The sequence below is a fragment of the Alphaproteobacteria bacterium genome, assembly GCA_017308135.1.
Taxonomy (GTDB): Bacteria; Pseudomonadota; Alphaproteobacteria; order CACIAM-22H2; family CACIAM-22H2; genus Tagaea.
In genome coordinates this window covers 327506-347377 of the sequence record JAFKFM010000009.1, presented here as the reverse complement: position 1 = coordinate 347377, position 19872 = coordinate 327506, and the positions used below count along the sequence as shown (strand labels likewise).

25 protein-coding genes are annotated in these 19872 nt (G+C 64.8%); 14 read left to right on the top strand and 11 right to left on the bottom strand.

Features of this window, described 5'->3' with window-relative positions; translation table 11 throughout:
* Positions 1-66 precede the first annotated feature (66 nt).
* The 3 genes from J0H39_14970 to J0H39_14960 are packed head-to-tail and all read left to right on the top strand — an operon-like array spanning position 67 to position 2760.
* On the top strand, positions 67-1725 hold the full coding sequence (locus tag J0H39_14970; GenBank protein MBN9498055.1) for an acyl-CoA synthetase: 1659 nt from the start codon (positions 67-69) through the stop codon (positions 1723-1725).
* 6 nt (positions 1726-1731) lie between these two features.
* Entirely contained in the window at positions 1732-2247 is a 516-nt protein-coding gene (locus J0H39_14965; protein MBN9498054.1) for a cyclic nucleotide-binding domain-containing protein, read from the top strand.
* 18 nt (positions 2248-2265) lie between these two features.
* The gene (locus J0H39_14960) at positions 2266-2760 is read left to right on the top strand and encodes a cyclic nucleotide-binding domain-containing protein (GenBank protein MBN9498053.1); all 495 of its coding nucleotides are present in this window, start codon (positions 2266-2268) and stop codon (positions 2758-2760) included.
* Positions 2761-2854: 94 nt separating this feature from the next.
* On the opposite strand, the gene J0H39_14955 is transcribed toward J0H39_14960, so the two are convergent.
* Positions 2855-3019, bottom strand: a complete 165-nt coding sequence (locus J0H39_14955) for a YdcH family protein (protein ID MBN9498052.1) — start codon at positions 3017-3019, stop codon at positions 2855-2857.
* Positions 3020-3134: 115 nt separating this feature from the next.
* Entirely contained in the window at positions 3135-3650 is a 516-nt protein-coding gene (locus J0H39_14950) for a TIGR02444 family protein (GenBank protein ID MBN9498051.1), read from the bottom strand.
* On the opposite strand from J0H39_14950, the gene J0H39_14945 reads away from it, so the two are divergent.
* On the top strand, positions 3651-3857 hold the full coding sequence (locus J0H39_14945; protein MBN9498050.1) for a DUF465 domain-containing protein: 207 nt from the start codon (positions 3651-3653) through the stop codon (positions 3855-3857). It begins immediately after the preceding gene.
* A gap of 10 nt (positions 3858-3867) precedes the next feature.
* Here the strand turns inward: J0H39_14945 and J0H39_14940 are convergent, their stop codons facing one another.
* Positions 3868-4614 carry a GGDEF domain-containing protein gene (locus J0H39_14940; GenBank protein ID MBN9498049.1) on the bottom strand — a complete coding sequence of 249 codons (747 nt, stop codon included), beginning with the start codon at positions 4612-4614 and terminating at the stop codon, positions 3868-3870.
* A 108-nt stretch (positions 4615-4722) separates the two neighbouring features.
* On the opposite strand from J0H39_14940, the gene purE reads away from it, so the two are divergent.
* Both purE and J0H39_14930 read left to right on the top strand, forming a co-directional pair.
* Positions 4723-5247: a 5-(carboxyamino)imidazole ribonucleotide mutase gene (gene purE, locus J0H39_14935; GenBank protein ID MBN9498048.1), complete on the top strand. Its 525-nt coding sequence runs from the start codon at positions 4723-4725 to the stop codon at positions 5245-5247.
* Complete coding sequence (locus J0H39_14930; protein ID MBN9498047.1) at positions 5244-6332, top strand: 5-(carboxyamino)imidazole ribonucleotide synthase; 1089 nt, start codon at positions 5244-5246, stop codon at positions 6330-6332. Before purE ends, J0H39_14930 begins: the two co-directional genes overlap by 4 nt.
* 3 nt (positions 6333-6335) lie before the next feature.
* Here J0H39_14930 and J0H39_14925 read toward each other — a convergent pair whose 3' ends face one another.
* Complete coding sequence (locus tag J0H39_14925) at positions 6336-6989, bottom strand: COQ9 family protein (protein MBN9498046.1); 654 nt, start codon at positions 6987-6989, stop codon at positions 6336-6338.
* An 11-nt stretch (positions 6990-7000) separates the two neighbouring features.
* Positions 7001-7531: a peptide deformylase gene (gene def, locus J0H39_14920; GenBank protein MBN9498045.1), complete on the bottom strand. Its 531-nt coding sequence runs from the start codon at positions 7529-7531 to the stop codon at positions 7001-7003.
* A gap of 173 nt (positions 7532-7704) precedes the next feature.
* Here def and J0H39_14915 point away from each other — a divergent pair, with 173 nt between their 5' ends.
* Together J0H39_14915 and J0H39_14910 are read left to right on the top strand one after the other, a co-directional pair.
* Positions 7705-7908 carry a 30S ribosomal protein S21 gene (locus J0H39_14915; GenBank protein MBN9498044.1) on the top strand — a complete coding sequence of 68 codons (204 nt, stop codon included), beginning with the start codon at positions 7705-7707 and terminating at the stop codon, positions 7906-7908.
* Positions 7909-8027: 119 nt separating this feature from the next.
* Complete coding sequence (locus tag J0H39_14910; protein ID MBN9498043.1) at positions 8028-9614, top strand: GMC family oxidoreductase N-terminal domain-containing protein; 1587 nt, start codon at positions 8028-8030, stop codon at positions 9612-9614.
* Here the strand turns inward: J0H39_14910 and J0H39_14905 are convergent.
* The 5 genes from J0H39_14905 to J0H39_14885 all read right to left on the bottom strand — a co-directional run bounded on the left by J0H39_14905 (position 9595) and on the right by J0H39_14885 (position 13385).
* Positions 9595-10011, bottom strand: coding sequence for a type II toxin-antitoxin system VapC family toxin (locus J0H39_14905; protein ID MBN9498042.1), 417 nt, complete (start codon positions 10009-10011; stop codon positions 9595-9597). The genes J0H39_14910 and J0H39_14905 overlap by 20 nt on opposite strands.
* Positions 10008-10244 carry a hypothetical protein gene (locus J0H39_14900; protein MBN9498041.1) on the bottom strand — a complete coding sequence of 79 codons (237 nt, stop codon included), beginning with the start codon at positions 10242-10244 and terminating at the stop codon, positions 10008-10010. The genes J0H39_14905 and J0H39_14900 overlap by 4 nt, the downstream gene beginning before the upstream one ends.
* A 130-nt stretch (positions 10245-10374) precedes the next feature.
* Positions 10375-11787, bottom strand: a complete 1413-nt coding sequence (locus J0H39_14895) for an NAD(P)(+) transhydrogenase (Re/Si-specific) subunit beta (GenBank protein MBN9498040.1) — start codon at positions 11785-11787, stop codon at positions 10375-10377.
* Positions 11788-11803: 16 nt separating this feature from the next.
* Positions 11804-12205, bottom strand: a complete 402-nt coding sequence (locus J0H39_14890) for an NAD(P) transhydrogenase subunit alpha (GenBank protein MBN9498039.1) — start codon at positions 12203-12205, stop codon at positions 11804-11806.
* Positions 12206-12224: 19 nt separating this feature from the next.
* Complete coding sequence (locus tag J0H39_14885; GenBank protein ID MBN9498038.1) at positions 12225-13385, bottom strand: Re/Si-specific NAD(P)(+) transhydrogenase subunit alpha; 1161 nt, start codon at positions 13383-13385, stop codon at positions 12225-12227.
* A gap of 278 nt (positions 13386-13663) precedes the next feature.
* Between J0H39_14885 and J0H39_14880 the strand changes: the two genes are divergently transcribed.
* From J0H39_14880 to J0H39_14860, 5 genes are all read left to right on the top strand, one after another.
* Entirely contained in the window at positions 13664-14485 is an 822-nt protein-coding gene (locus J0H39_14880; protein MBN9498037.1) for a hypothetical protein, read from the top strand.
* Positions 14486-14665: 180 nt separating this feature from the next.
* Entirely contained in the window at positions 14666-15961 is a 1296-nt protein-coding gene (locus tag J0H39_14875) for an O-acetylhomoserine aminocarboxypropyltransferase (protein ID MBN9498036.1), read from the top strand.
* A 4-nt stretch (positions 15962-15965) separates the two neighbouring features.
* Positions 15966-16748, top strand: coding sequence for an alpha/beta hydrolase (locus tag J0H39_14870; GenBank protein ID MBN9498035.1), 783 nt, complete (start codon positions 15966-15968; stop codon positions 16746-16748).
* A complete protein-coding gene (locus tag J0H39_14865; GenBank protein MBN9498034.1) occupies positions 16745-17179 on the top strand; it encodes an acyl-CoA thioesterase in 435 nt (144 codons plus the stop codon). The genes J0H39_14870 and J0H39_14865 overlap by 4 nt, the downstream gene beginning before the upstream one ends.
* A gap of 37 nt (positions 17180-17216) precedes the next feature.
* Complete coding sequence (locus J0H39_14860; GenBank protein MBN9498033.1) at positions 17217-18665, top strand: hypothetical protein; 1449 nt, start codon at positions 17217-17219, stop codon at positions 18663-18665.
* A 65-nt stretch (positions 18666-18730) separates the two neighbouring features.
* On the opposite strand, the gene J0H39_14855 is transcribed toward J0H39_14860, so the two are convergent.
* A complete protein-coding gene (locus J0H39_14855; protein MBN9498032.1) occupies positions 18731-19204 on the bottom strand; it encodes an Hsp20 family protein in 474 nt (157 codons plus the stop codon).
* Between the two features lie 183 nt (positions 19205-19387).
* On the opposite strand from J0H39_14855, the gene J0H39_14850 reads away from it, so the two are divergent.
* Positions 19388-19807 carry a DUF1465 family protein gene (locus tag J0H39_14850; GenBank protein MBN9498031.1) on the top strand — a complete coding sequence of 140 codons (420 nt, stop codon included), beginning with the start codon at positions 19388-19390 and terminating at the stop codon, positions 19805-19807.
* Positions 19808-19872: the final 65 nt, after the last annotated feature.

The following is a 19872-nucleotide window of genomic DNA, read 5'->3' as shown; positions in this document are numbered from 1 at the left end:
AAACTCGTTGCCAAGACGTCGGCCGGGATCGAAGAATCCCGGCCCCAAAGGGATGAGGAGTCGGCAATGGCGGCGAAAAAGAAAAAAGCGGTGGCGAAGGCGAAGCCGTCCAAATGGGAAGCCGATCTCGGCCGCAACGCCGCGAATTACGAGCCGTTGTCGCCGGTCACGTTTCTGTCGCGCGCCGCCGCGACCTGGCCCAAGCGCTTGGCCGTCGCCCACGGCAAGATTCGCCGCAATTGGGCCGAAACCCATGCGCGCTGCCGGCGCTTGGCGTCCGCTTTATCGAAAGCCGGGATCAAACGCGGCGATACGGTCGCGTTGATGGCGCCGAATATTCCCGCCGCCTACGAAGCCGCGTTCGGCGTGCCGATGGCGGGGGCCGTGCTCAACGCGATGAATATCCGCCTCGACGCCGACACGATCGCCTTCATGCTCGATCATGGCGAGACGAAGCTGATCCTGACCGACACGGAATTCGCCCCCACGATCGAAAAGGCGCTGACCAAGACCAAGCGCAAGATCATCGTCGTCGATATCGACGATCCCGAAGGGCCCGGCGGCAAGAGCTTGGGCAAAATCGAGTACGAGGCGTTCGTCGCCGGCGGCGATATCGATTTCAAACCGCTCAAACCGCGCGACGAGTGGGACGCGCTGGCGTTGAATTACACCTCGGGCACCACCGGCAACCCCAAGGGTGTGGTCTATCACCATCGCGGCGCCTATCTGAACGCGGTCGGCAACGTGATGGTCTGGAATCTGGCGCATCATCCGGTCTATCTGTGGACGCTGCCGATGTTCCATTGCAACGGCTGGTGCTTCCCCTGGACCATCGCGGCGATGGCCGGCACGAATGTGTGCCTGCGCCGGATCGATGCGCCGCATATTTTCGGCGCGATCAAGAACGAGGGGGTGACGCATATGTGCGGGGCGCCCATCGTGATGAATATGCTGATCAACGCGCCCGAGGAAATGCGCGGCGGTGCGACGCATACGGTGGCGATCATGACCGCCGCCGCCCCGCCGCCGCCGACCGTGATCGCGAAGATGGAGCGCATGGGTTTCCACATCACCCATGTCTACGGCCTGACCGAAGTCTATGGCCCCGCCGTCGTCTGCGCCTGGCACGAGGAATGGGACGCGCTGCCGGCGGACGACAAGGCGGTGATGAAATCCCGCCAGGGCGTGCGCTACCCGGTGCTGGAAGGCCTGATGGTCGCCGACGAGAAGACGCTGAAGCCCGTTCCGTCGGACGGCACGACGATGGGCGAAGTGTTCATGCGCGGCAATATCGTCATGAAGGGCTATCTCAAAAATCCCGACGCGACGGCCAAGTCGTTCAAAGGCGGCTGGTTCCACACCGGCGATCTCGGCGTGATGCACCCCAACGGCTATATCGAGCTTAAAGACCGCTCGAAGGACATCATCATTTCGGGCGGCGAGAACATCTCGACGATCGAGGTGGAGGGCGCCCTCTACAAGCATCCCGACGTGCTGGAAGCGGCGGTGGTCGCGCGGCCCGATGAAAAATGGGGCGAAACGCCCTGCGCTTTCGTCACGTTACGTGACGGTTCGAAGGCGACCGCCGAAGAATTGATCGCCTTCGCCAAAAGACATCTCGCCGGCTACAAGGCGCCGCGCACGATCGTGTTCGGCCCGCTGCCCAAGACGAGCACGGGAAAAATTCAAAAGTTCGTGCTGCGCGAGAAAGCGAAGGCGCTATAGTTGGCCATGGCCGACCAACTCCGAAAATACGCGACGAATTCTATGGTTTTCCGCGAAGGCGAGACCGGCGACTACGCCTGCCTCGTCCGGTCGGGACAGTTCGAGTTGTTCAAGGGGGCGGGCGAGGAAAAGACCGTTCTCGCCACAACCGGGCCGGGTACCGTCTTCGGCGAACTCGCCTTGATCGACAAGGGCCATCGCATGGCGTCGGCGCGCTGCGTCGAATCGGGCGAGTTGATGCTGATCGACCGCGCGCGGTTCCTGACCAAGATCGCGGCATTGTCGCCCGGTCAACGCGGCGTCTACAACGAATTGCTGAATTTCGTGCGCGAAACGCCGGTCTATACGCCGCCGCGCTACGGCGATCCGGAACCGGCCTTGTCCGACAAGGCCAAGCGCGTGCAGACCGTGTTGCCGCAAATCGAAACGGCGAAGCTGCTCGAGACGGGCGACAATTTCCTCGACGTGCTGACCAAGATGCTCGTCCATTATGCGAAGCGGCGTTTGCCGCCGGCGGGCTGAACGCCGGCCCCGCACGCGATGGATCAGCTGCGCAAATATCAGATGGGGGCGATCGTCTTCCGCGAAGGCGAATCCGCCGACTATGCCTGCCTCGTGCGGACCGGCAAATTCGAGATCTACAGAATGGACGGGCTGGGCGAGGAGCATATCGCCCATACGGTCCAAGGTGCGGTGTTCGGCGAATTGGCGCTGATCGACGGCGGCAAGCGCATGGCCAATGCGCGCTGCGTCGAGGAAGGGCATCTGGCGCTGATCGATCGCCAGCGCTTCCTCGCCAAGCTGAAGGCGCTCACACCCTTGCAGCGCAAATTGTTCGACGAGTTGCTCGCCTTCGTGCGCGAGGCGCCGATCTGGACGCCGGACGTGCTGGCCAGCGACCGGATGACGCGGATCATCGGCCTGGTGCCGCAGATCGAGGAACGCAAAGCGCTGGCGACGGGCGACACGTTCCTCGACGTGCTCGCCAAAATGCTGGTGCATTACGCCAAGCGCCGTCTGCCGCCATCGGGTTGAGCGCCGGCCCGAAAAACGAAACGGCGCCCGGGAAACCCGAGCGCCGCTTGTGAAGATCGCCGATAGACTCTTACGCGGAAGCTTCCAAACCGGCTCAGTGATCGAGCCGGTTGAGCTCGTCCTTGATTCGAAGTTTCTCCTTTTTCATCTGGGCGATGGTCATAGCGCTGGGCAGCGGGCGGGATTCCTCCCGGCCGAGATCTTCGTCGAGCTTGGCGTGTTTGGCTTGCAGCGATCGAATGCGTTCGGATATCGGCATTGCCTTTACCTCCTGCATCTAGGACGCGACCTTCACGCCAAGAATCCTACGCCCATCGATTCGAAGCGACAAGCGCAAGCGCGTCCGAAAAATTGTCGCAGCGTCGACGAATTTTTTACGTATTCCGCGAACGCGTTGATGCGGCGGACATCTTGCGCATCTCGGCAAGAATCTTGCGCGTTTGCCGCGTCGCAAAAGCGCTACCCAATAACGTCGAAAGTGGTGCCATCATGTCGCGATTGGGATCGGAATCCGGCGAACCCGTTTTCGATGTCGCCGCCAGCGAATCGAGTTGGGCTTTCTCTGCCGCCAGTTCCAGGCGTTTGATCCCTTCGCGTATTTCTTCCCAGCCTTCGCGGCCTTTCATCGCGCGGCGCAGATCGCGCAACGGCACGACCGCGTCGCGCTGCCAGGCTTTGGATAGAAGCCGCCATTTGCCAAGCGGGGCGGGGCCATAGCCGCGAAGCCCGTGCCACAGCACGGCCAGAAGCAACGGTATATCGGCGCCATGGCGGTCTTGGAGCGCAAGGCAAGCCGGGGCGACGCCCGGCCGCGCATAGAGGGTCAGGCAAAACGCCCATAAATCGGATTTTCTCGTTTTCCGTCCCGGCTTTGCTATATTTCGAGTCATATGGACGACCCGGTCTTCGAAGACATTCGCCGCCAGATCGCGGAGTTGCGCGTCGAGCACCGCGACTTGGACGACGTGATCGCCCGCGTGCTGGAACATCCGCCGGTCGACATGCTGCAAGTCCAGCGGCTGAAGAAGCGCAAATTGTCGCTGAAGGACCAAATCACGCGGCTGGAAAGCCGGCTGCTGCCCGACATCATCGCCTGAGCGTTCGCGCTCAAGGCGTGCGCGCCGCTTTCTTGCGCGCGTACATTTCCCTGTCGGCACTTTCCAGCAATCGCGCGATGTCGTCGCCGCCGCGGAACGTATAGACGCCCCACGCGACCGAGGCCTGGATCTTGGCGCCACGCCAATCGAGCGGCGTGTCTTGCACCACGCCCGCGAGATGCTGGGCTTTTTCTTCGGCCTGGGGCTGGTCGGTATAGACCAGGATCACGCCGAATTCGTCGCCGCCCAAGCGGCCGACGATGTCGGTGTCGCGCACGTTCTGCATCAGCAGCCGCGCGATATGGGCGAGGAGTGCATCGCCCGCCGCGTGGCCGTGCGTGTCGTTGACGCCCTTCAAGCCGTTGGCGTCGAAATAGACGAGGCTGGAGGCTTGGTCGTAGCGCTCGGCGAAGCTTTGCATCCGGCCGAGCTCGCGCACGAAAGCGCGGCGGTTGAACACCGGCACGAGGCTGTCCTGGTCGGCGAGGCGTTCGAGATGTGCCGCGCGTGCACTGGCCTGGACCAGTTCCTTGCGCAGCTTGTCGACCTCGCCCATCAGCTTGACGATCGCGTCGCGGACCTTGGGCGTGAATTCTGCCTCGGGGATGCCCATCACCAGGGCGATATCCTTGGGGTCGCGCGTGCGCGCCACACCGGCGGCGGCACCGGCGGCGTTCGTCTTGCCTGGTGCTTCCGCCCGTCGGATCGGGGTGGTGCCCGTGATGGCACCGCTGCGTGTCGGGTCCGTGATCTTCATGTCCCGGGGCCTGCTTAACACGAATCGGCCCGGCGGTGCAGGCGCTTGGCGCAAGGGAGGTGCGTCTTTATACTGCGCCGCTTTCCGGCGTTGAGGAGCGAAGCGGTTATGGCCAGAAAGCCTGCGGTCGGCGTCATCATGGGCAGCCAATCGGATTGGGAGACGATGCGCCACGCGGTCGACGCGTTGACCGCGCTGGGCGTGTCGCACGAGGTGCGGATCGTCTCCGCCCATCGCACCCCGGATCGGCTCGTCGCCTACGCCAAAACCGCCGCCGGGCGCGGCTTGCAATGCATCATCGCCGGGGCCGGCGGGGCCGCCCATCTGCCGGGTATGGCCGCCGCGATGACCCGCCTGCCGGTCTTCGGCGTGCCGGTCGAATCGCGCACGCTGCAAGGCCTCGATTCGCTGCTGTCGATCGCCCAGATGCCCGCCGGCATTCCGGTCGGCACGCTCGCCATCGGCAAGGCCGGGGCAACCAATGCGGGCTTGCTCGCCGCCGCCGTGATCGCGTTGCAGGAGCCGAAAGTCGCCAAGGCGCTCGACGCCTATCGCGGCGCCCAGACCGCCAAGGTCGGCAAGGCGCCGGTTGATGTCGCCCCCGCCCCCAAGAAGGCGAAGAAGCGCAAATGAGCCGTCCTCTGCCGCCGGGTTCCACGCTCGGCATTCTGGGCAACGGCCAGCTCGGCCGGATGACGGCGCAGGCCGCGTCGCGCCTGGGCTATCGCACCCATTGCTTCGGGCCGGAGAAGAACAGCCCGGCCGAACAGGTCTGCACTGTTTCGACGATCGGCGATTATCGCGACGAAGCGGCGTTGGCGAAATTCTTCGCCGCCTGTGACGCCGTGACCTATGAATTCGAGAATATCCCGGTCGCAGCGCTCGCGCGCGTCGCCAAGAAGGCGAAGGGCAAACTCCGCCCGTCGGTCGAGATCCTGTCGATCTGCCAAGACCGCATCGCGGAGAAAAGCTTCCTCAATTCGATCGGCATCGCCACGGCGCCGTGGCACGCGGTCGAATCCGCCGACGAATTGGTCGTGGCGTTGGCCGCCGTGGGCACGCCTTCGATCCTCAAAACCGCGCGCATGGGTTACGACGGCAAGGGCCAGCGCAAAGTGCTGAAGCCGGCCGACGCCGCCAAAGCCTTCGCCGATTTCGGCGGGGCAGAATGCGTGCTCGAAGGCTTCGTGAAATTCGAGCGCGAGATTTCCGTCGTTGTCGCGCGCGATCTGTCCGGCAAGGTCCGCACCTATGTGCCCGTCGAGAACGAGCACAAACATCATATCTTGGATGTGACCATCGCGCCCGCGCGCATTCCCGCATCCGTCGCCAAGAAGGCGGTGGCGATCGCGGCGAAGATCGCGCGCAAGCTCGATCTCGTCGGCGTGCTGGCGGTGGAGATGTTCCTGTCGAAAGGCGGCGAGATCCGCGTCAACGAACTCGCCCCGCGCCCGCATAATTCCGGGCATTGGACGATCGACGCCTGCGTCACCTCGCAATTCGAACAGGCCGCGCGCGCGGCGTTGGGTTTGCCGCTGGGCGATCCCGAACGCCATTCGGACGCGAAGATGAAGAACCTGATCGGCCCGGAAGCGAACGCCTGGGCCAAGATCGCGGCTGATCCCCAGGCCAAGCTCCATCTTTACGGCAAGGCCGAGGCGCGCCCGGGCCGTAAAATGGGCCACGTCACCTGGATTTATCCGAAGAAGGGAAAGTGAGCGTCAGCTCGCCTTCTTGAACCGCGCGAAGAACGGCTTCAGCGGCGCGGCGGCGGCTTCGAGCTTCGTTTTGATGCCGCCGAACGCCTTGGGCAGCGCCATCACATTGTCGATGCGCCGGGCCATGAATTCCCAGGTATCGGTCTGGAATTCCGACTTGTCTTCGAGCCAGTAGAGCAGCGTGGCGGAGTAGACGCCGCCTGCCAGCGCACGCTTGGTGTAGTAGTTGAAATCGGTGGCGCGATCGCCGGCCGCGTACCAGATCGCGTCGACCGTTGCCCAGCCGGTGCGCAAGGAAACCGGCACGTTCTGCGGCATGGCGAGCAAGGCCAGCGCCCGGCGCACCGCTTCGCGATGACCGGCAAGCGGTTCCAAGCGCAAACGGATCGCGCGCGCGATCTTGTCGCGGATTTTGAGGCTGCGGAACGCGTCGTCCTCGGCCGCGATCGCGGCGAGCATCGCCTGATCGGCCATCGCGGTCCAATGCGCGATCGCATCGACGGCGCCGCCGGGGAACACGCGCAACGCCGTGGCGTCAGGATAGCCGGCTTCGGTCGCGGCCGTCGCCAGCACGGCGGCGGTCCAGCCGTCGAACGGCACATGCGGCAACGCGGCTTCGACGATACGGTCGCGGGCTTCGTTACGGTCGAAGGGCATTGGGGCCTCCTTCACGAAATCTGGCGTTTGCGCATTTCTTCGACGAAGCCGAGTTCGCCGAGATCGTCCATGCGCTGGGGATAGAGAATACCATCGAGATGGTCGCATTCGTGCTGCACGACGCGGGCGTGGAATCCCGCCGCCTCGCGCTCGAAGCGATTTCCGTCGAGATCGTAGCCCGCATAGCGCAGGCGACGATAGCGCGGCACGTTGCCGGTCATCCCCGGCACCGACAGGCAGCCTTCGAAGCCCTTGTCCATCTCGTCGCCAAGCGGCGTCAGTTCCGGGTTGATCAGCACGGTGAGGTCCACGGGCGCGTCGCCCGGGATATCGGTGCAGCGTTCCTTGCGCACCAGGAACACGACGATGCGCAGCGGGATATGCACCTGCGGGGCGGCAAGGCCGGTCCCCGGCGCGTCGATCATGGTTTCGACCATGTCTTCGACGATCGCGCGGATTTCGGGCGCCGTCGGGTCGGCAACGGGCTCGGCGGGGCGGGCGAGGACCGGATGCCCCATGCGCGCGATCTTCAAAATGGCCATGCGGGAGAGGATAGGCGGCCGGCGGCCCCTCGAAAAGCCCGCTAAATCGGGTATTTGCGTGGGAAGAAGGTTCGTGTTATATCCGCGCCCTCGAATGGAAAACCCGATTCCGGGGCGACCGTTCGTTCGGCTCAACCCTTTGATTTGATTAAGAAAGGAGCCAGGGGCTCCCCGTGCAAGTTATCGTCCGCGACAACAATGTCGATCAGGCCCTCCGCGCGCTCAAGAAGAAGATGCAGCGCGAAGGCATTTTCCGCGAGATGAAGCTGCGCCGTCACTTCGAGAAGCCCTCGGAGAAGAAGGCGCGCGAAAAGGCGGAGGCGGTGCGCCGTCTGCGCAAGCTGCAGCGTAAGCGCTTGGAGCGCGAAGGCTACTAAGCCTTCTGCTGCGGGTTCGAGCCGAACCTGACACGAGATTAAACCGCCGTGAGGGCTTTCCCTCGCGGCGGTTTTTCTTTGCGTTAAGCTCTCCCCAAAACGGGGGAGTCGCGAAGCGCATGGACGAACAAATCGCCGATATCGTCGTGGTCGGGGGCGGCTCGGCGGGGTGCGTGGCGGCCGCGCGCCTGTCCGACGATCCCACGCTGTCGGTCGTGCTGCTCGAAGCGGGGCCGCGCGACAACGACCCGATGATCGCGATCCCCGCCGGTTACGCGCGCATTTTCGTCGACGGGCGTTACGAGCCGGGCTTCGCGACGCAGCCCGAACCCCATCTCGACAATCGCGAAATCTTCTGGCCGCGCGGGCGCGTGCTCGGCGGATCGGGCTCGGTCAACGGCCTCGTCTATCTGCGCGGGTCGCCCCACGATTACGATCGCTGGGCGCAAGCGGGTGCGCGCGGTTGGAGCTACGCGGACGTCGCCCCGATCTTCAAAGGTCTGGAGGCTTGGCAGGGCGATCCGTCCGAGGCGCGGGGGCTTGACGGCCCGATCGAGATACGCGAACCGCGCAAACTCTCGGCCGCGTGCCAAGCCTTCATCGACAGCGCGGTGAAGGCGGGCTTGCCGCGCTTCGGCGACGTCAACGATGGCGGCCCCATCGAAGGCGTGGGCCCCGTGCAGATGAATATCGCGGGGCGTTTCCGCGCTTCGCCCGCGCGCGCGTTTTTGAAACCGCTGCGCCATCGCCCGAATTTGCGCGTCGTCACGGGGGCACGCGCCTTGCGCGTGGTGTTCGAGGGCAAGCGCGCCGTCGCGGTCGAAACGCCGCGCGGGTTCTTCCGTGCGCGCAAAGAGATCGTGATTTCGGCGGGGGCGATCGAAACGCCGCAGCTATTGATGCTGTCGGGCATCGGCGACGCGGCACATCTCGCGCAACACGGCATCGCCAGCATGGCGCATGCGCCCGAGGTCGGGCGGAATTTGCAGGATCATCTGATCGGCAAATTCATCTTCCGCGTCAAACCTTGCGGCACGCTGAACGAGTTGCTCGCGAGCCCCTTTGGCTGGCTCAAAATGGGCTGGGATTGGCTCGCCCATGCCTCGGGCCCGTTGACTGTCAGTGCGGGCGAAGCGACGGCGTTCCTCAAAACCTCGCCCGATCTGGAGGAGCCCGACGCGCAATTGCTGTTCGTCAATTTCGCGACGTTCAAATTCGCCGACGGCTTGCTGCCGGTCCCGTCGGTCATGGTGAATTACGGCCCGTGCCGGTCGGAAAGCCGGGGCCATATCGAACTCGCCGGCACCGATCCTTATGCGCGGCCGGTGATCCGCGCGAATTACCTGTCCGACGCGCGCGATATGGACACGATGGTCGGGGCCGCGCGTTTCTGCCGGCGGATCTTCGAGCATGCACCCTTCCGCGATCTGCTCGAAGAAGAACTGCGCCCCGGCAAGCTCGGCGACGACGCGATCCGCGAAAGCATCGCGAAGACCGCGAGCACGGTCTATCACCCCTGCGGCACGGCGCGGATGGGATCGGACGAGCGCGCGGTGGTCGATCCCGAACTGCGCGTGCGCGGCGTCGAGGCTTTACGCGTCGCCGATGCCAGCGTGTTCCCGCTGATCCCGTCGTCCAACATCCAGCCCGCCGCGTTGATGGTCGGCGCGCGGGTGGCGGAATTCATCAAGCGGGAAGTTCGCTGACGATCCGCGCGTCATGGCCCGCCGCGCGGGCTTTGCGCGCGAAACCTTCGTCGGCGGTGACCAGCGGCACTTTCGCGGCCATCGCGGCGGCGAGATAGCGGCAATCTTGCGCCGAATGATCCAGCGCGATCGCCAGATCGAGCGTGAGATGCGCTTCCGCTTCGGTCTCAGGGAGGATCTCGACGAGATCAAGTATTCGCGTCAGGGCGCGACGCGCTTCGGCATGCGTCGCCTTCTTGGATTTCACGACACGGCGCAACACGTTTGCCGCTTCGACACGCAACAAGGCCGGCGCGCCGGTTGTCGTGCTCGAGAAAAACCTAATGACGATCGCGCTTTCGGGTTCTTCGATCACGACTTTGATCAGGGCGCTCGCGTCGGCGACGTAGGCGATCATCGCGAATCGCGGTCTTCGCGGATCATCTGCAGGGTGGAGGGGCCTTCCCACTTGCCGATCGACTTGCGGATCTCGGCGAGTTCGGCCAAGGCCTTGCGCTTGCGTTCGGCGCGCGCTTGATCGTCCAGCGCGTCGCGCACGGTTTCGTTCAGCGACTTGCCGGTCTTTTCGGCCTGGTGCTTGAACGCGGCGATCGTTTCTTCCGAAACGCCCCGAATATGAAGATTGGCCATGGCGTTCCCTTTCGGTGATATCACTTTATGATATCAAAAATGATATCACTTTCAAGCCCCTGATCTAAAAATGAAAACCGCCGCCGGAGAGACCCCGGCGGCGGCTATATTCGTCAGCGATTTGCGGCGCTTAGTGCGATCCGCCGCCCGCCGCTTTGACGATGTCCTCGACCACCTTTTTGGCGTCGCCGAACAGCATCATCGTGTTGTCGCGGAAGAACAGCTCGTTCTCCACGCCCGCATAGCCCGAGGCCATCGAGCGCTTGATGAACAGCACCGTCTTCGCCTTTTCGACGTCCAGGATCGGCATGCCGTAGATCGGGCTTTTCGGATCGGTCTTGGCCGCCGGGTTGGTCACGTCGTTGGCGCCGATGACGAACGCGACGTCGGCTTGCGCGAAATCGCGGTTGATGTCGTCCAGTTCGAACACCTCGTCATAAGGCACGTTGGCTTCGGCCAGCAGCACGTTCATATGGCCGGGCATACGGCCCGCGACGGGATGGATCGCGTAGCGGACGGACACGCCTTCCTTCTTCAGCGTGTCGGCCATTTCGCGCAGCGCGTGCTGCGCCTGCGCGACCGCCATGCCGTAGCCGGGGACGATGATGACCGAGCTCGCGTTCTTCATGATGAACACGGCGTCGTCGGCCGAGCCCTGCTTGACCGGACGCTGTTCCTTGACCGCCCCGCCGCCGGCGGAAGTGCTGGCCGCGTCGGTGCCGAAGCCGCCGAGGATCACGTTGAAGATCGAGCGGTTCATCCCCTTGCACATGACGTAGGAGAGGATGGCGCCGGACGAGCCGACCAGCGCGCCCGTGACGATCAACAGCGAGTTCTGCAGCGTGAAGCCGATGCCGCACGCCGCCCAGCCCGAATAGGAGTTGAGCATCGAGACGACGACGGGCATGTCCGCACCGCCGATCGGCAGGATCAACAGGAAGCCCAGCGCCAGCGACAAGGCCACCAGCGTCCAGAACGCGACCGGGCTGCCGGTCATCGACAGCCACACGATATTGGCGACGATCAGGATGCCGAGCAGCGCGTTGAACTGGTGCTGCATCGGGAACTGGAGCGGCGCGCCCGAAACGAGACCCTGAAGCTTCGCGAAGGCGACGATCGAACCCGTGAAGGTGATGGCACCGATCGCTGTGCCCAGCGCCATTTCGATCAGCGACGCGGCTTTGATGGCACCCGGCACGCCGATGCCGAAGCTTTGCGGCGAATAGAGGGTGGCGGCGGCCACGAACACGGCCGCGAGACCGACCAGCGAGTGGAACGCGGCCACGAGCTGGGGCAGGGCGGTCATCTGGATACGCATCGCCACGAAGGTGCCGATGGCGCCGCCGATCAGGATGCCCGCCCCGATGACGGCGTAGTTGCCCATGCCGGGGGCGGCGAGGGTCGTGGCGATGGCGATGGCCATGCCGACGATGCCCCAAAGGTTACCGCCGCGCGCGGTCTCGGGGCTGGCGAGGCCGCGCAAGCTCATGATGAAGCAGATCGACGCGGCGAGATAAAGAAGCGAGGAGAGTGTGGCGGTCATGGCTGTTTCCTTCCGCTCACTTCTGCTTCTTCTTGAACTTGCCCAGCATACGCTGGGACACGACGAACCCGCCGAAGATGTTGACCGAGGCGAGCACGACCGCGAGGAAACCCATCGTCTGGCTGAACCCGACGGCCGAAGCGCCGGCGGCGAGCAAGGCGCCGACGATGATGACGGAGGAGATCGCGTTGGTCACCGCCATCAGCGGCGAGTGCAAGGCGGGGGTCACGCGCCAGACGACGTAGTAGCCGACGAAAGTCGCGAGGACGAGGACGGTCAAGCCCATCGTCAGCGCATCGACGCCGGCCGCTTGCGGCTGGGCTTGCGTGGCGGCGGTGAAGGCCAGCTCCTTGGCGCGCAGCGCCAGAGCGGCTGCGTCGTTGGCGAGCTGGTTGGCGAGGGTCGCGGGATCGGACATGTTTCTGTCTCCCGTTGGATTACTGCGCGGCCGCGGGTGCCGGCGCGAAAGCGGCGTGAACGATCTGGCCGTCCTGGGTCAGCAGGCTGCCTTTGACGATCTCGTCCTCGCGGTCGAGCTTCAGCGTGCCGTCCTTTTGGACGATCAGCTTGAGATACTCCGCGAGATTGCGCGCATAGAGCGACGAAGCGTCGACGGCGAGGCGCGAGGGCACGTTGGCGTAGCCGACGATCTTCACGCCGTGCTTGACGACGATCTTCGCGACTTCCGAGCCTTCGCAATTGCCGCCGGTTTCGACCGCGAGGTCGACGACGATCGAGCCCGGCTTCATCGATGCGACCATCGCGTCGGTTACGAGGCGCGGGGCAGGACGGCCGGGGATCTGCGCGGTGCAGATCACGACGTCCATCTTCTTGATCGTTTCGGCGATCAAGGCCGCCTGCTTGGCTTTATACGCGTCCGACATTTCCTTGGCGTAGCCGCCCGAGGTTTCGGCCTGGCGCGCTTCCTCGTCGTCGACGAAGACGAAAGTGGCGCCCAAGCTTTCGACCTGTTCCTTGGCGGCCAAGCGAACGTCGGTCGCGGAGACGACGGCGCCGAGGCGGCGCGCGGTCGCGATGGCTTGCAAGCCCGCCACACCCGCGCCCATGACCATGACCTTGGCCGGGGCGACCGTGCCCGCGGCGGTCATCATCATCGGGAAGGCGCGGCCGAATTGCTCGGCGGCATCGATCACGGCCTTGTAGCCGGCGAGGTTCGCTTGGCTCGACAACACGTCCATCGACTGCGCGCGGGTGATGCGCGGCACCAATTCCATCGCCACGGCGACGATGCCGCGCTTGGCGTAATCGGCGACCTGCTCGCGATTGCGATAGGGGTCGAGCTGCGAGATCAGCACCGTGCCGGACTTCATCGCGGCGAGTTCGTCCGTGCCTTCGGCGGCCGTCAGCGGCCGCGCGACTTTCAGCACGATATCGGCCTGGGCCAGCAGGGCGGCGTTGTCCGATACGATCTCGGCGCCCGCATCGACGAAAGCCTGATCGGGGATCGCGGCCGTCAAGCCCGCGCCGGCCTCGACCAGAAAGGTCAGGCCCAGCGGTTTCATGCGTTTGATCGCATCGGGGGTCGTGGCGACGCGCGCTTCGTAGGCGCGGCGCTCTTTCGGGATCGCGACTTTCATTTCCGGCTCCGGGGCATGACGGGCTCCGTGGGCATTCCTGCCCCTTTGTGTCGTGTTAATTCCCCCGGGGGGAGGGGGGTACGGAAGAGGGGGCGACAATGCCAACCGACCTTGGCTTTGCCAAGTCCCGAATTCGCATGGCCGATCCGCAACTTAAGGCCGATCCGGCGAGTCGGACCGCCGCCCGGCGATACCGCCGCCGCAACTGTTGCCGGATCGGACGCGGCGTGGCAATCTGCGGGTGTAGCCAGAATGGCTGCGCGTAGGACCCGAGAATCATGTCCAACTCCGTGAACACCAATCTTGGGGCGGTAACCGCCCTGGCGTCGCTGCGCGCCACGCAAGCGCATATCGCCGTCAGCTCGAAGCTCCTGCAGACCGGCTATCGTGTCGCCGACGCGATGGACAACGCCTCGACGTTTTCGGTCGCGCAAGGAATCCGCGGCAACCTTCAGGCGTTTCGCGCGGTTCAATCGTCGCTCGCCAACGGGTTGGGCTTGGCCGATGTCACGCGCACCGCGCTCGAATTGATGACCGACGTGGTCAATCAGATCCGCACCAAGGCGATCCAACTCGCCGACGGGTCGGTCACCGGCACCGCCCGCACAACCTATTTCAACGATTTCGGCCAAGTCGCGGACCAGATCCAGCGCTATATCGGCCAGGCGAATTTCAACGGCGTCAATTTGCTGTCGTCGGGTTCGGCGACGCGCACCTTCATCGCGGATACCGAACTGGGCCAGTTGCAGCTGAGCAGCCAATCCGCCGTCTGGACCGCGTGGACGACCTTCCAGGCCAACGTCAATGTCGGCGACTCGGCCCTGGCCACGGGATCGCTGTCGGTCATCGATACGCTGGGGGCGGCGGTTACCTCCGCCTTGGCGACGATCGCGTCCCAGTCGCGGCAATTGCGCCTGCAATCGGCCTATGTCGGCGATTTGGTGGACGCGAATTCACAAGGTTTGGGTGCGCTGGTCGACGCCGATATCGGCAAGGCGGCGGCCGCATCCCAGGCCCAGTCGGTCCGCCAGCAATTGGCGATCAATGCGTTCTCCATGGCCAATACGGAGCCTCGGATGATCCTCGGATTGCTGAATTAACCCAAATCCATTCGCCCACGAACGATTACCAATTGGCGATTGACGGCGTCCCGCCGGGCTGGCTAAGAATCACGCCAAGCTGCGAGTTGAACAGGGACGCGCTGCTAAGTCTTGAACCGCCCGTGAAACGCCGAAGACGCGTTCCGGGCGGTTCTTCATTTCGGGGGGCTGTTCCCGCTTATGGCCGACGATCGCTTTCCGAGATTCGATACGCTGTCGCTGCATGGCGGCCAACAACCGGACCCGGCGACGGGTGCCCGCGCTGTACCCATCTATCAGACCACGTCCTACGTGTTCCGCGACGTCGACCACGCCGCGTCGCTGTTCAACCTGGAACGCGCCGGGCATATCTACAGCCGCATCTCCAACCCGACCGTCGCGGTGTTCGAAGAGCGCGTCGCCGCCCTGGAAGGCGGGGTCGCGGCCATCGCCACCGCCTCGGGCCAGGCCGCGTTGCACCTTGCCATCGCCACGCTGATGGGGGCGGGCGGGCATATCGTCTCGTCCGCCTCGATCTATGGCGGCTCGCATAATCTGTTCACGCATACGCTGCCGCGCTTCGGCATCACGACCAGTTTCGTCGATGTGCGCGACCCCGCCGCGTTCGCGGCCGCGATCCGCCCCGAAACGCGATTGGTGTTCGGCGAGGTCGTCGGCAATCCCGGCCTCGAAGTCATGGATGTGCCGGCGGTCGCCGCCGTCGCCCATAAACACGGCCTGCCGCTGATGCTCGATGCGACTTTCTGCACGCCCTATTTGTTCCGGGGCTTCGACCACGGCGCCGATCTGGTCATGCACTCCGCGACCAAATGGATCGGCGGGCATGGCGTGGCGATCGGCGGCGTGCTGGTCGATTCGGGCAAGTTCGATTGGGAAGCGTCGGCCAAGTTCCCGACGCTGACCGAGCCCTATGCCGGCTATCACGGCCTGGACTTCGCCGAGGAATTCGGCCCTGCTGCGTTTGCCATGCGCGCGCGCGCCGAAGGCTTGCGCGATTTCGGCGCCTCGATGTCGCCGACCAACGCGTTCCATTTGCTGCAAGGCTTGGAAACGCTGCCGCTGCGCATGGAACGCCATGTGGCCAACGCGCGCAAAGTGGCGGCGTTCCTGGCGGGGCACGACGCGGTCGCCTGGGTGAATTACCCGGAACTCGACAGCCACCACGATAAGGCGTTGGCGGCGAAGCTGCTGCCCAAGGGGCCGGGCTCGATCATTTCGTTCGGCGTGAAAGGCGGGCGCGCGGCCGGGCGGCGCTTCATCGAAGCGCTGAAGCTGTTCAGCCACCTCGCCAATGTCGGCGACGCGAAATCGCTGGTCATCCATCCCGCCTCGACCACGCACCAGCAGATGGATGGCGAGTCGCTGAAGAAGGCGGGAATCGGCGAGGAGATGGTGCGCCTGTCGGTGGGCCTGGAAGATCCCGCCGATATTCTCGACGATCTCGCCGCCGGTTTGCGCGCGGCGGCGAAGGGCTGACGCGATGAAGCTCAACGTCGAAGGCCGCGAGATCTTCGCCGCGACGGGCGGCAAGGATTTCGATCCTGCGAAGCCCAGCGTCGCATTCCTGCACGGGGCGGGCATGGACCATACGGTCTGGATGCTCCAGGCGCGCTGGTTCGCCCATCACGGGCGCAACGTGCTGGCCTTCGATCTGCCGGGCCATGGCCGTTCGCAAGGCCCCGGCCTTACCTCGATCGAAGCGATGGCCGATTTCGTCGCGGCGGCGTTGAAGGTCGCGGGCGCACCGGACGCCGCCCTCGCCGGGCATTCGATGGGCGCGTTAGTGGCGCTGGAATTCGCATCGCGCGGCGCTGCGCGCGCTCTTGCTCTATTGGGCGCGGCCGAATCGATGCCCGTTCATCCCAAGCTGCTGGGTGCGGCGCGGGGCGGCGATCACGCCGCGATCGACATGATCGCCGATTGGGGATTCGGGCGCGGCGCGCAACTCGGCGGGGCGCAAAGCCCGGGGACGTGGGTGGTCGGCGGCGGCGTGCGTTTGCTCGAAACCGCGAAGGGCCCGGCGCTGGGCGACGATCTGGCGGCTTGCGACGCATATAAGGGGGCGCCGGAAGCGGCGGCGAAAGTGAAATGCCCGGCGCTGATCGTCATCGGCACGGCCGATCGCATGACGCCGCCATCGGGCGCGCGTGCGCTCGCCGCGAAAATTCCGGGTGCGAGAACGGTCGACATCGCCGGCTCGGGCCATATGATGATGGTCGAGAAGCCCGACGCTACGCTCGACGCACTTGCCGGAGTTCTATGACACGCGAACCGCCCGGACGCCGATCCGATTATCGGCATTTCCTCGCCATCCCCACGCGCTGGATGGACAACGACATCTACGGTCACGTCAACAACGTCGTCTATTACAGCTATTTCGATACGGTAATTAACCGCTTCCTGATCGAACGCGGGGGGCTGGATATCCACGAAGCCGCGATCATCGGCGTGGCGGCGGAATCGGGCTGCCGTTTCCGCGAATCCTTCGCCTATCCCGAAACGATCGACGCGGGACTCCGCGCCGGGCATCTGGGGAATTCCTCGGTTCGGTATGAAATCGGACTGTTCCGCGAAGGCAAGGACGAAGCCGCCGCCGAAGGCCATTTCGTTCATGTTTTCGTCGAGCGCGGCGTGCAAAAAGCCGTACCTATTCCGGCCGCAATCCGTGCGGCGCTGGAATCGATCCGACGTTAACCTCCACGTAACGCGCCCGGTCCTATAGCATCGGGCGATGCATTGTATTACCCCCACCGAAGCGCTGTCGGACGCCGCCCGCGCCTTGCTGTTCCAGGTCGCGCGCAGCTATTGCGAAGGTGCGCGCATCACGGTCACCGAGCTTGTCTTCGATCCGCGCGAGCAGAAGCGTCTGCTGAACGCCGGCACGAATTTCCAGGAATTCGTCCAGCGCGTCGCGATCCTGCAAGGCCGGACGTTGAAAACGCCGGTGACGGAACGCGTGCGCGATCTGCTGGCGATCGTCGATGGCGCTTCGAAACTCGTCGACGCCGCCGCCAAGAAAATCCCCGAAGGCTCGACGCCCGACGCCCACGCGCTCGACGCGGCGGGCGATCCGGTTTTTGCCGGTGCGCTGCTGGCGCATTGGCTGTCGGCGGCGCGCGAATGGCCGGCCAAGGCGGAAATCTGCGTGCGCCTGCTGGCCCAGGCGCGCGATGCGAACGCGCAAGCACTGCTCGAGCGCACGCTCGCCGAATTGCTGTCGATGGAGCCGGCGGCCGCGGCACTGGGCGTGGGTTTCGACAACGCGCCCGCCACGGTGCGCATGGCGCTGGCTTTCGCGGGCGACCGGGCCGCGTTGCAGGAAAGCGTTTCGGTCGTGCGCGCGGTCGTCGGCGCCAAGGGCGAACGGCAATCCGCGGCGCTCGAACAAGTCGCGCGCGACCGTCTGCGCGCGGCCTTGGCCTCGCCCGCGTCGCTGGCCAAGCGCGACCCGAGCGGCGAGATGAAAATGGCGCGCGGCCTTCGCGTCAGCATCGCCAATCTGCCGGTGTTGGCGGGCGACGCGGAGATCGCGAACGAACTTTCGCGCCGCTTCGGGCGCATGGTGGCGCCCGAAAGCCTCGACCCGCTGCTGCAACGCGAATCGGGTGTCGCCCGCAAATTGCTGCTGCTGTTGCAGCTGCATACCGAGTTCGACGACGCGCATGCGCGCCGCAGCCTGGAAGGCGCCATCGGCAATTGGCTGCATTATCGCGATTTGAAGGACGAATTCTTCGGCGTGGGCCTCGCCACGGACGAGAAGGCGGCGCTGCTCGCCGAGGCCGCCAAAGCGATGAACGCCGCCCTGATCGACCCGAATTTGAAGCAGCGCTTCAAAGAAGTCGTCGCGGTCAATTTCCCGTCGGTACAGGCCGGCGGTAGCGACCGGCGCATTTCGCCGCGCATGGTCGCAGGGCCGGAGGACAAGGTTCAAGTCATGGGCCAGCGCGCGCAGCTGCGCAATTGGAGCGAGACGGGGCTGTTGTTCGGCCCGGCGTCCAATCTGCGCCAGGATCAGCGCCTCAACGGCACGATCATTTTGCGCAACGCCTTTCTCAATCTCGTCTTCGACGCCGAACTGCATATCGTGCGCGTGGGCGACGGCGGGTTGATCGGCGCGCGCTACACCTGCCTCGATCCCAATGCGCGCATGCGCATCAAGGCGCATTTCGCCGGGCATTGAGACGCGAAAACGAAACCGCCCGCCGGAGGGGTTCCGGCGGGCGGGGCTTCGCGCTATCGCGAAAGTTAGGCGGCCTTGGATCCGAAGCCGGGCGCCTCGATCGCGGTGGCGCCGGTCGTCGCGTTGGCGACCGGGATGCGGCGCGGCTTCATCGCCTCGGGCACTTCGCGCACGAGATCGACATAGAGCAGACCGTTCTCGAGCTTGGCGCCGGTCACGCGGATGAAATCCGCGAGGTTGAAGCGGCGCTCGAACGCGCGCGCGGCGATGCCGCGATGCAGGAAGTTGACGTTCTGGTCGCTCTCGGCTTTGCGGCCGGCGATGATCAGCACGTTTTCCTGCTGGGTAAGTTCGAGCTCGGACTCGGCGAAGCCCGCGACCGCCATGGCGATGCGGTAGGAGTCGTTGCCGGTCTTCTCGATATTGTAGGGCGGGTAGGCGGGCGCCTCGACGCCGCGCAGGCCTTCATCGATCAGGCGCGACAGACGGTCGAAGCCGATGGTCGAGCGGAAAAGGGGCGAAAAGTCGAACTGATTCATGATCCTATCCTCCATTGAGCGATCGGACGATCGTGGACCCGCCGATCTCGGCCGGGCCCGGGGTTGAGTTCGCGACCCCGAATGGGCGCCGCGGACGCCATGCCATTTAGGCGTCCGAAAATCGGGTTCAAGCCCCCCGAAAACGCGTTTGCGTTTTACCGCGCGGGCTCCGAGACTATTGGCATGACGACGCTGCCGCATGCGGTGCCGGGCCCCAGCCCGTTCCTTTGCCGCGCCTATGACGAGACGATGGGGCTGCTGCTCTCGGCACGGCATTACTGCGCGGCCGTCCAGCCGCGCGAGGCCGCCCCCAGCGATCCCAACGACCGTCTGCATTTGAATTGCGAAGCGATGCGCCTGACCACGCGCCTCGCCCAGGTCATGGCGTGGCTCTTGGCCCAGCGTGCGGTCGCCGAGGGCGAATTGTCGGCCGAGAAAGCGCGCACGTCCGATTATCGCTTGGGCGCGCACGAAATCTGTCTGGCCGACACGACGGCGCAAGTGAACGAATTGTCGCCGCGTCTGGCCGATCTGATGGCGCGCAGCTTGACCCTGTTCGAGCGCATCGCGCGGCTCGATTCCCAATTCGACGCGCACGCCTAATCGGGCCCCAAACGAAACGGGCGCCCGTTTGTGGCGGGCGCCCGTGAATTCGTTGCGACGGGAAG